The sequence below is a fragment of the Azospirillum sp. B4 genome (genome assembly GCF_000333275.1).
GTDB lineage: Bacteria > Pseudomonadota > Alphaproteobacteria > Azospirillales > Azospirillaceae > Nitrospirillum.
The window spans coordinates 1-9,449 of record NZ_BACU01000385.1 but is presented as its reverse complement, the minus strand read 5'-3'; the positions used below and the strand labels follow the sequence as shown (position 1 = coordinate 9,449).

Genomic DNA, 9,449 nt, shown 5'->3' with positions numbered 1-9,449 from the left:
CGAAAAGGCCGATGCGGGTACTCGTCGCCGACGACCACCCGATGTACCGCGACGCGTTGGAACTGTACCTGATGCGCGACTGGCCGGAGGCCAGCCTGACGTCCGTCGGCTCGCTCGAGGAACTGGATGCCCTGGCGGACCGGCCGGACCGGGGGGACTTCGACCTGGTGGTGATGGATTGGCAGCTGCCGGGCGGGGAGGGCGGCGCCGGGCTGGACCGGCTGGACGCCGCCGGCATCGACGCGCCGGTGGCCGTGGTCACGGGCCATGAGGACGCCGTCATCGCGCGGGAGGCGCTGACCCGCGGCGCCTGCGCCTTCCTGCCCAAGACCCTGCCCAGCGTGGCGCTGGTGCAGATGCTGAAGGTGGTGGCGGTGGGGGGCAGCGTGGTGCCGGCCGACGTGGCGCTGCGCATGGCGGGCGCCCTGGCACCGGCGCCGGGATCGGTGGCCGCCCCGGTTTCCGACGGCGGCCTGCTGACGGAGCGGGAGTGCCAGGTGCTGGAATACCTGGCGGGCGGCGCCACCAACAAGGAGATCGGCCGCATCCTGGATTTGCAGGAGGTGACGATCAAGCTGCACACCCGCCGCATCCTGCGCAAGCTGGGCGCCAAGAACCGGGTGGAGGCGGTGACGCGCGCCCGTGACCTGGGCCTGCTGGGCGGGACATAAGCTGTTGGCCCCGTAAGCGCTTGACAAAGGGGTGGCCGGCGCCCGGTGCGGGGCATGGTGCCCATGCGGAATCGTGGGATAGCGGCGCGCTATCCCCGCTATCCCTAATTCCCTGACCGATAGCCTTCGCGACGGATGCGGGCGGCGAACGGTTGCGGTGATATGCGGTTCACCAAGGACCGCCTATTCCCCGGATCCATTCCCGAAAGCCTATCCCTATGAGTGCCATCCTGGTCGTCGACGACAACGCCTATTTCCGCGACTATCTGTGCGAGGCGGTGCGGCGTCTGGGCCATGCCCCGATCATGGCCGCCTCGGCCCGCGAGGGCCTGTCGGTACTGGCCACCCAGCCGGTGCGTGCCGTCATTTCGGATTTGCTGATGCCGGAGATGGATGGATTGGAATTGGCCCGCGCGATCCGGTCGACCCACCCGGACATGCCGCTGCTGATGCTCAGCGACGGGCCGGAGGCCATCACCGCCCCCTGCCTGCGCGCGGCCCAGCTGATATACCGCGCCGCCGTCTCGGAGAAGAGCGCCGGCCTGGGCGCGCTGCTGGCCGAATTCCTGGCCTTCCCGGGGAAGGAGGCGCGTGAGCCGGCCGCCTGAGACCCTCTTGGCTGACTTCCCCCCGGCCGGCACTCCCCCGTCCGCCAACCTCCCGTCTGGCACACCCCCATCGGGCACACTGGCGGCGCGGCCGCCATTGGCGCGGGGTGGCGTCACCACCCGGCTGCTGCTGATCCTGGTGCCGCTGGTGCTGCTGGCGGCGGCGGGTACCGCCTTCGTGGCCATGCGCACCAGCCGGGCGGTGGTGGAACGCTTCGCCGTGGACTACGGCCAGGACCTGGCCAGCAAGCAGGCGAGCGAGATCGCCGCCATCACCCGGGAAAAGATCGCCTTCGTGGAAGGCCTGGCCCGCCAGGTGGAGGCCATGGTGGCCACCGGCACGGCCGACCGGCGGGTGGTGGCCAAGTATGTGGAGCGCACGGCGCTGGCCCATCCCACCCTGGTGGGCTTCTGGTTCCTGGCGGAGCCGGATTTCATGGGCAAGGACGGGGACTTTCGGAACGGCGACACCGTTCTGGGCCTGTCCGAGACCGGCCGTTTCGCGATCTACTACGTTTCCGACGGACAGGGCGGGGTGAAGCCGGGTGAGATCCGGCCCGATTTCTACCGCGACGAATATTATGTCCGTCCCGCGCAAAGCCGGGCGCGCCAGGCCATCCCGCCCTATCTCTACACCGTGTTGGGCCGGCCGGTCTGGATGATCTCCTACACCATCCCGGTCATCGTCGACGGCCGGCTGATCGGTGTCGCCGGCACCGACCTGTCGCTGGAGCAGCGGGCGGAGGAGCTGGACGCCCGGCGGCCGCTGGGCGGCAACATCTATATGATCAACCGCGAGGGCAACTGGACCTACCATCCCGAGCACGCCCTGCTGGCGACGAAGGCCACGGTGGGCGAGGGGCCGCAGTTCCAGCTGGCCCCGGATGAACTGGCCCACGTTCTGAAGGTCGAGGGCTATGAGGCGGAGCGGCTGGATACTGGCGGGCGCCGCATCCGCCGCTATGCCGTGCCCATGACTTTCTTCCCCGGGGACAACCGCCGCATGCTGTTGTTCGACGTGCCGGTGGCGGGCCTGAGCGCGCCCTTCGCCGGCATTGGCACGGCCATCATCGTGGCGGCGCTGGGCGCCGGCCTGCTGATCAGCCTGGTGATGGTGGCGGCCGTCCGTTCCATCGTCGGCGTGCCGCTGGCCCGGGTGGCGCGGACCATCGACCTTCTGGACCGGGGTGTCCCGGTCGTCGTGTCCGGAACGGAGCGGAAGGACGAGATCGGCGGCATCGCCCGGGCGCTGGACCGCTTCCGCGGCACGCTGGCGGAACGGGATCGCCTGCAAGCCCAGGTGGAGGAGCGCACGACCGCGCTGGAGCGCATGCTGGCGGGCGTGGGGGCCGCCAAGGACGCCATCGTGCTGTTCGATCCGGGCTATACCGTTCTCTATGCAAATCCGGCGGCGATATCCCTGCTGGGCGCCCCCGACGCCGAGGCGGTGGTGGGCCGCCAGTGGCTGGAACTGCTGACGCCTGAGACCGTGGCCCTGGCGGAGGAGGGTCGGTTACGCCGTCGCGACGACCTGCTGGCCACGGGCTACGCGCACACGGTCAATGAGAAGTGGGAAAGCATCTGGGGCCGCACCATGGAGGTGTATGAGACGACGCTGAGCCTGCGGCCCAACGGCGACATCGTCCTGGTGCTGCGCGACGTCTCCGCCGCCCGCCGCGTGGCGCGGGAGCGGGAGGAACTGCAGCGCCAGCTGCTGCAGCAGGACAAGATGGAGGCCATCGGCCGCCTTGCCGGCGGCGTGGCGCATGACTTCAACAACCTGCTGGGCGCCATGCTGGGCTATGTCGAGTTCCTGCTGGATGATCTGGACCCGCAGGACAAGGCCCACAGCTACGTCGCCCGCATCAACGCCGTGGGCAAGCGGGCCAAGGAACTGGTGGGCCAGATCCTGACCTTCGCCCGGTCGGACAAGGGGGAATTGCAGGCGGTGTCGCCGGTGGCGGTGCTGGAGGAGGCGCGGGGCATCCTGCGGTCCGCCGTGCCGGCCACGACGGAGATGACCTTCCAGATCGCGGGCTCGGTGCCCAATGTGCGCGCCAACCCCACCCAGCTGGTCCAGGTGCTGATGAACCTGGTGATCAACGCGCACGACGCGCGCCGGGGCGAAGGCGGGCGCATCCGCATCCGCCTGTTCCCCGGGCCGGCGCCGGCCGACGCCCGCGTGCTGGAAGGCCGCTGGCAGGAGCATGAGGCCCTGCCCTTCGACAAGAGCCGGCCGCACGTGGTGCTGGAAGTTGAGGACGAGGGCCACGGCATGCCCATGGAGGTCATGACCCGCCTGTTCGAGCCTTTCTTCACCACCAAGGGAAAGGGGCGCGGAACGGGCCTGGGCATGCCCGTGGTTTATGGCATCGTCCGCGCCCATGGTGGCGGCATGACCGTGCTGTCGGCGGAGGGGGAGGGCACGTTGCTGCGCGTCACCCTGCCGGTGGGCGGGCCGGGCGCGGTCGCGGCCCCCCTGCTGGCCCCGGCAACACACAAGACCACGCCCCGCCGCCGCCTGCGCATTCTGGTGGTGGATGACGCGGCGGAGATGGGCGACATGCTGCTGGAGGGGTTGTCCCGCCGGGGCCATGAGGTCGCCATCTGCGAAACGCCGGCGGAGGCGCTGGAGGTGTTTGAGGAGAACCCGCTGGCCTTCGACGCGGTGGTCAGCGACCAGACCATGCCGGGCATGACCGGCATGGCCCTGATCGCCCTGCTGAAGACGCGCCGGCCGGATCTGCCGTGCGTGTTGTACACCGGTTACAGCGAGCGGGCGGATGAGAAGGCGGTGTTGGCGGCCGGCGCCGACGCCTTTTTCCTGAAGCCGGTGGTGGTGGAACGCCTGGCCGCGAAGGTGGAGGCGCTGTGTGCCGTCCGGCCATCGGCCCCCCCGTCCCCGGGTGTGTGAATCGGGCGGATGCTGGCGGCTCCCCTTCGCCGGACGGGCGGCGACCGCAGCCGCCTGAAGGGTATCAAGGCGCCAGCTTGCCTGCGGGTGTGGGCAGGTTCAGGGTGGCGATGGTGCCGTTCAGCAGGGAGCTGGACAGGTCCAGCTGGCCGCCCAGCATGCAGGCGATGCTCTGTGCGATGGGCAGGCCCAGGCCCAGGCCCTGCTGGCGGGAACGGGCCTGCAGGATGACGCTGCCGAAGGGCACGGCGGCGGCCTGCAATTCCTCCGCCGACATGCCCCGGCCCTGGTCGATGACGCGCAGGGTCACGGCGTCCAACCGCTGCCCGATCTCCACCACCACCGGCTGTTCGGCCGGGGAATAGGCCAGGGCGTTGGCCAGCAGTTCCATCAGGGCGCGGCTCAGCAGGTTGCCGTCCACCTCCAGCACGCAGGGCGCGGTCGTCTCCGCGTCATGCTGGATGCGCACCCGCTTTTCCCGCCCGTTGCCCAACTGGCGCACCAGGCGGGTGATGAAGGGTTCCAGCTCGATCAGCTGCAATTCGGTGGCGGCGACGCCGGAGGCCAGGCGGGTGTAGTCCAGCAGGCGGTTGACGGTACGCAGCAGGCGGTTGCCGGCGCTGGTGATCTCCCGCAGGTAGTCGTCACGCTCCGCCACCTCATCCTGGTCCAGCTGGCCGATCAGATCGCCGAAGCCCAGGATGGCGTGCAGGGGCGTCCGCAGCTCATGCGTCACCAGCGCCAGGAAGCGCTCCTTCGCCTCATTGGCGCGCTGGGCCTGCTCATTGGCGGCGCGCAGCGCCTGCTCCACCTCCTTGCGGGCGGTGATCTCCTCCACCGTGCCTTCGTAATAAAGGGGCTGGCCGTTGGCGTCGCGCACCTCGCGGCAGGTTTCCGCGATCCAGATGATGGTGCCGTCGCGTCGCCGGATACGGGATTCGAAACCCTGGATCACCCCCCGCGACCGCATTTCGGCCACGAAGGCCTCGCGCCGGCCGGGATCGACATACAGCTGCGCGCCGATGTCGGTCAGGGCCCGCAGCATGTCCTCGCGGCACTCATAGCCGTACAGCCGGGCCAGCGCGGGGTTGGCGTCCAGGTAGCGGCCGTCGATCGTGGTTTGGAACAGACCCCAGGGCGCCTGTTCGAACAGGCGGCGGTAGCGGTCCTCGGGGTGGGACCGGTCCGCCTCGACACCGGCCTCGACGGCCGGGGTGGAGGCGTTCGCCGCCGACACCATGTCCTGGGAAGCCGGTGTGGATACCGTCATGGGGGATGGATGCTCAATGCGCAGGGAAACCGGCAAACCTGTCACCTAACCATGCCTCCGCGAGCCCGTGGCGTCCCCCGTGGCCTCTCGAGAGGGGATGCGGACATCCAAGCGGGCGCCCACACGCGGGTCGGAAATCAGAATAATATCGGCACCGGCGGCAACCCAGCGCCGCGACCCATCATTATTTTTCGATTTTGAGCGCGGACGACCCCGGAGGGCCGTCCGCTCAAGACGTAGTGTAGCGTATTAGCCGCCGAAGGGCAGGATCAAATCGAAACCGAAGGTGAACTGGTCATCCTTGGTCAGATTGTCGTAGGCGGCGTGGTTGGCCTTGTCGTAGCGCACTTCCGGACGCAGGGTCAGGCCGTCTAGGACGCCCAGGTCCGCCGGCTTCCAGGTCAGGCCCAGGGTCAGCTCGCCATAGCTGGTGCCAACGCCTGGACCGATGGCGCCCTTCTCCAGCGGCTCGCCCTTCTCCAGGTAGACGAAGTCGCGGTTGCCGGGGAAGGCCGCCACGAAGAAGCCGTGGCCATCCCGCCACCATTCGACACGCAGGTTGGCCGTCAGTTCGGGCGACAGGGCATAGCTGACATATTGGGCGATGCCGCCGCCGTCGACGTTGAACAGATCATCCTTGATGTAGTTCAGCTCGGTGATCAGCGTCAGCTCATCCGTCGCCTTGTAGGTGGCGGTGATGTCGCTGATCCAGCGGTTCTCGTTGTTGGCGTCGGCATAGCCCAGCGGCGCCTTCAGGCTGGGGTTTTCCGGACCCACGTGGGTCAGGGCCAGCACGGTCAGCTTGCCGTCCGCCAGGTTGTTCAGGCCGATGCCGAAAATGCCGGCGGCGGCACCGTTGTTGTCGCCGTCGCTCAGCGTCGTGTTCACACCGCTGTCGACGCCGCCATACAGGTCGATGTCCGGCGTCAGGTGCAGGGTGGCCAAAGCGCCCGTGTGCTTCAGCGGCAGGCCGAAGTTGAAGATGTAGCTGTGGCTGTAGAACAGGTTGGACGGAGCGGCGATCACCTCCGCGCCCAGCGGCGTGGAAAAGGCGCCGACCTTCAGGTCCAAGCCGCCGGCGCCGGGGCTGGGGAAGTGCAGCAGCACGTTGGCTTCGACCAGGTCGAACTGGGTGCGTTCCTTGATACCCGTGTCCAGGATGCCCAGGAAATGGGTGTAGCGCGCGTCGGTGCCGTAATAGCCCTGAACCTTGAATCCCCAGTCGAAACCCTCGGCCTTGGGGTCCAGGTCCTTGGAAATGGTGCCCGACAGCTGGTTCAGGACCAGTTGGTTGGTCTTGTCGGTGAACAGGTGTCCATAGTTGGTGCCGCCCGACGGGCCGTCGCTGTTGAAGGTGACGCCGGCTTCGGCATACGCGGACCACTTGATCCCAGGCGGTTCGGCGGGGGCCGCCTCGTCCGCCAGCGCGGGCGTGGCGATCGCGGACAGACCCACCATCAGGCCGAGGGCGGTCGCGGCGGTGGCCGTCAGCAGCGCGGCTTTGGTGGTGCGTCCACGCGGGGCCGGCGCGCGGTTGCCAAGCGGACGGTCGACTTCAATCTCCCGAACTGAGGCCATTGGTTATTCTCCGTGAGGCTTGTTGTTTTATGTAAGCGATGACTGCGTATTGCGACGCAGCAAGATCGGTGCCAGTAGACGTTGACTGCCCGAATTTAAGGCATGCCGCGCGTGTCCGGATGCTGGGACGCTTGGCCGCAGGGTGGTCACGCCGTCCCCAAAAGGTTGATTTGCCGGGCGTAAGCTCGGAGGAATGGGTTTTCACGCCGGAAGGTTGTAATAATGCCCCGTCACAGTGAAACTGGTTTCCATAAGTTGTGCGATCGGGCTGGTTTTTGAAAAAATGTGCACCATTTTTATGCACCAGACGAAATCATGCGTTTAGCTGCAAGCCGGGCGGCGCAACCAAGGGGCTCAGTCTCTTGAAAGAGCTTCAAAAATAACCTGAAACCGCAAGCTGTGTCCGGATGGAAATTGCCCATAATATAGGCAATCACCACCGGGGCTGGCTGAGCCCACGGGAATCCGTGCGGATTTTTTAACCTTTTGGCAATAAATGGCTCCCATCGGCCTGCCTCTTAAGACCAGCGTTCCTGCCCATTCGGCGCCTATTCGCAGTGCGGCACGAACTTTGAAAGGAGGGTCGGGTTGGCTGACGGCTGGATCGGTTCCCGGGGGCAGACCTGGGGGTACCCGAACCGGCTAAACGAACGGGAATGGGGAGCCAGATGAACCGTTTGCTTGGGAACCGTTTACTTGGATTGGCGGCCATGATGATGGCCGGCTTGGCGCCGGCCTTGGCCTTTGCACAGGAAGCGGCGGCACCCGCCGCTGAAGCCGCCGCGGCGGCCGCGGCACCAGCCGCTCCCGCCATCAGCGGTGGCGACACGGCGTGGATGCTGACCTCCACCGCCCTGGTGCTGATGATGACCATCCCCGGTCTGGCGCTGTTCTACGGCGGCATGGTCCGGAAGTTCAACGTGCTGGCCATGGTGATGCAAAGCTTCGCCATCACCTGCCTGGTGACCGTCCTGTGGGCCCTGGTCGAATACAGCCTGGCCTTCTCGGCGGCCAGCGACGCGGCGGACGCCAAGGAATTCATCGGCGGCTTCAGCCGCATCCTGCTGGCGGGCATGGACCCGGCCGGCACGCACGCCCTGGCCCCGACGATCCCGGAGCCGGTGTTCATGATGTACCAGATGACCTTCGCGATCATCACGCCGGCGCTGATCACCGGCGCCTTCGCCGATCGCATGAAGTTCTCGGCCATGCTGATCTTCATCACGCTGTGGTCGCTGCTGGTCTACGCCCCCATCGCCCACACGGTGTGGCACCCCAACGGCTATCTGGCCAAGCTGGGCGTGCTGGACTTCGCCGGCGGCACCGTGGTGCACATCAACGCCGGCATCGCCGGCCTGGTGGCCTGCCTGGTGATCGGCAAGCGCAAGGGCTACCCGAACGCCGACTTCAGCCCGCACAACCTGGTGCTCAGCCTCATCGGCGCCTCGCTCCTGTGGGTGGGCTGGTTCGGCTTCAACGCCGGTTCGGCCCTGACCGCCGGTCCGCGCGCCGGCATGGCCATGACCGTGACCCAGGTGGCCACCGCCGCCGCGGCGCTGGCCTGGGTGTTCGTCGAATGGGCTGTTAAGGGCAAGCCCTCGGTCCTGGGCATCATTTCCGGCGCCGTCGCCGGCCTGGTGGCCATCACCCCGGCCGCCGGCTTCGTCGACACGGTGGGCGCCTTCGCCATCGGCATCGCCGTCGGCATCATCTGCTTCTTCTCCGCCACCTCCTTGAAGAAGGCCCTGGGCTATGACGACAGCCTGGACGCCTTTGGCGTGCACGGTATCGGCGGTATCGTCGGCGCCATCCTGACCGGCGTCTTTGCCAAGATCGCCGTGGCCAACAGCGAGGGGGCTTTCGCCGCCGCGCTGAAGGACGCGCCGGACACGAAGCTGGGCCTGATCGAGGGTAACGCCGCCCAGGTCGTCACCCAGCTGGAAGGTGTGGCCTTCACCGTCGTGTGGTGTGGCGTCATCACCTTCGTCCTGCTGAAGATCATCGATCTGGTGATCGGCCTGCGCGTGGACGAGGATGTCGAGCGCGACGGCCTGGACATCGCCCTGCATGGCGAGTCTATCCACTGAGCCTGGCCACTGAGCCTAGCCTAAAGGGCTGAGGAGCAAGGATTCGAGGGGGAACAAAAGTCGGCCGGTGATGTTAGACTGATCCGGCCGACCGCCCCTCGGCGATCACGAATATCCAATCAGGGAGTGGTCTGATGAAGTTCATTATCGCGGTGATCAAACCCTTCAAGCTGGACGAAGTCCGCGACGCCCTGACCGGGCTGGGGGTGCAGGGCCTTACCGTCACCGAGGTCAAGGGCTATGGCCGCCAGAAGGGCCAGACCGAGATCTACCGGGGCGCGGAATACGCGGTCAGCTTCCTGCCCAAGATGAAGATCGAAG

The 9,449-nt window shown here is 67.2% G+C and carries 7 protein-coding genes; 5 read left to right on the top strand and 2 right to left on the bottom strand.

Going from position 1 to position 9,449, the window contains the following annotated elements; genetic code table 11:
- From I55_RS17090 to I55_RS17080, 3 genes are all read left to right on the top strand, one after another.
- Positions 1–671 (top strand): response regulator transcription factor (locus I55_RS17090; protein WP_252181188.1); only part of this gene is annotated, 671 nt, incomplete at its 5' end.
- A gap of 218 nt (positions 672–889) precedes the next feature.
- Positions 890–1,279 (top strand): response regulator transcription factor, encoded by a 390-nt coding sequence (locus tag I55_RS17085; protein ID WP_049974217.1) that lies wholly within the window; start codon positions 890–892, stop codon positions 1,277–1,279.
- Positions 1,263–4,193: an ATP-binding protein gene (locus tag I55_RS17080; protein ID WP_148293792.1), complete on the top strand. Its 2,931-nt coding sequence runs from the start codon at positions 1,263–1,265 to the stop codon at positions 4,191–4,193. Before I55_RS17085 ends, I55_RS17080 begins: the two co-directional genes overlap by 17 nt.
- A gap of 64 nt (positions 4,194–4,257) precedes the next feature.
- Here I55_RS17080 and I55_RS17075 read toward each other — a convergent pair whose 3' ends face one another.
- Entirely contained in the window at positions 4,258–5,463 is a 1,206-nt protein-coding gene (locus I55_RS17075; protein ID WP_083901183.1) for a PAS domain-containing sensor histidine kinase, read from the bottom strand.
- Between the two features lie 249 nt (positions 5,464–5,712).
- Positions 5,713–7,041 carry a porin gene (locus I55_RS17070; protein WP_049974216.1) on the bottom strand — a complete coding sequence of 443 codons (1,329 nt, stop codon included), beginning with the start codon at positions 7,039–7,041 and terminating at the stop codon, positions 5,713–5,715.
- 710 nt (positions 7,042–7,751) lie between these two features.
- Between I55_RS17070 and I55_RS17065 the strand changes: the two genes are divergently transcribed.
- A complete protein-coding gene (locus tag I55_RS17065; RefSeq protein WP_286364305.1) occupies positions 7,752–9,128 on the top strand; it encodes an ammonium transporter in 1,377 nt (458 codons plus the stop codon).
- 134 nt (positions 9,129–9,262) lie between these two features.
- Positions 9,263–9,449, top strand: a 187-nt coding sequence (locus tag I55_RS17060) for a P-II family nitrogen regulator (protein ID WP_044561782.1), incomplete at its 3' end; no start/stop codon positions are given.

Bases quoted from the DNA above. Each gene is read 5' to 3' on its own strand.
- I55_RS17085 (WP_049974217.1), top strand. From the start codon at position 890: ATGAGTGCCATCCTGGTCGTCGACGACAACGCCTATTTCCGCGACTAT.
- I55_RS17065 (WP_286364305.1), top strand. From the start codon at position 7,752: ATGATGATGGCCGGCTTGGCGCCGGCCTTGGCCTTTGCACAGGAAGCG.
- I55_RS17070 (WP_049974216.1), bottom strand. From the start codon at position 7,041: ATGGCCTCAGTTCGGGAGATTGAAGTCGACCGTCCGCTTGGCAACCGC.
- I55_RS17075 (WP_083901183.1), bottom strand. From the start codon at position 5,463: ATGACGGTATCCACACCGGCTTCCCAGGACATGGTGTCGGCGGCGAAC.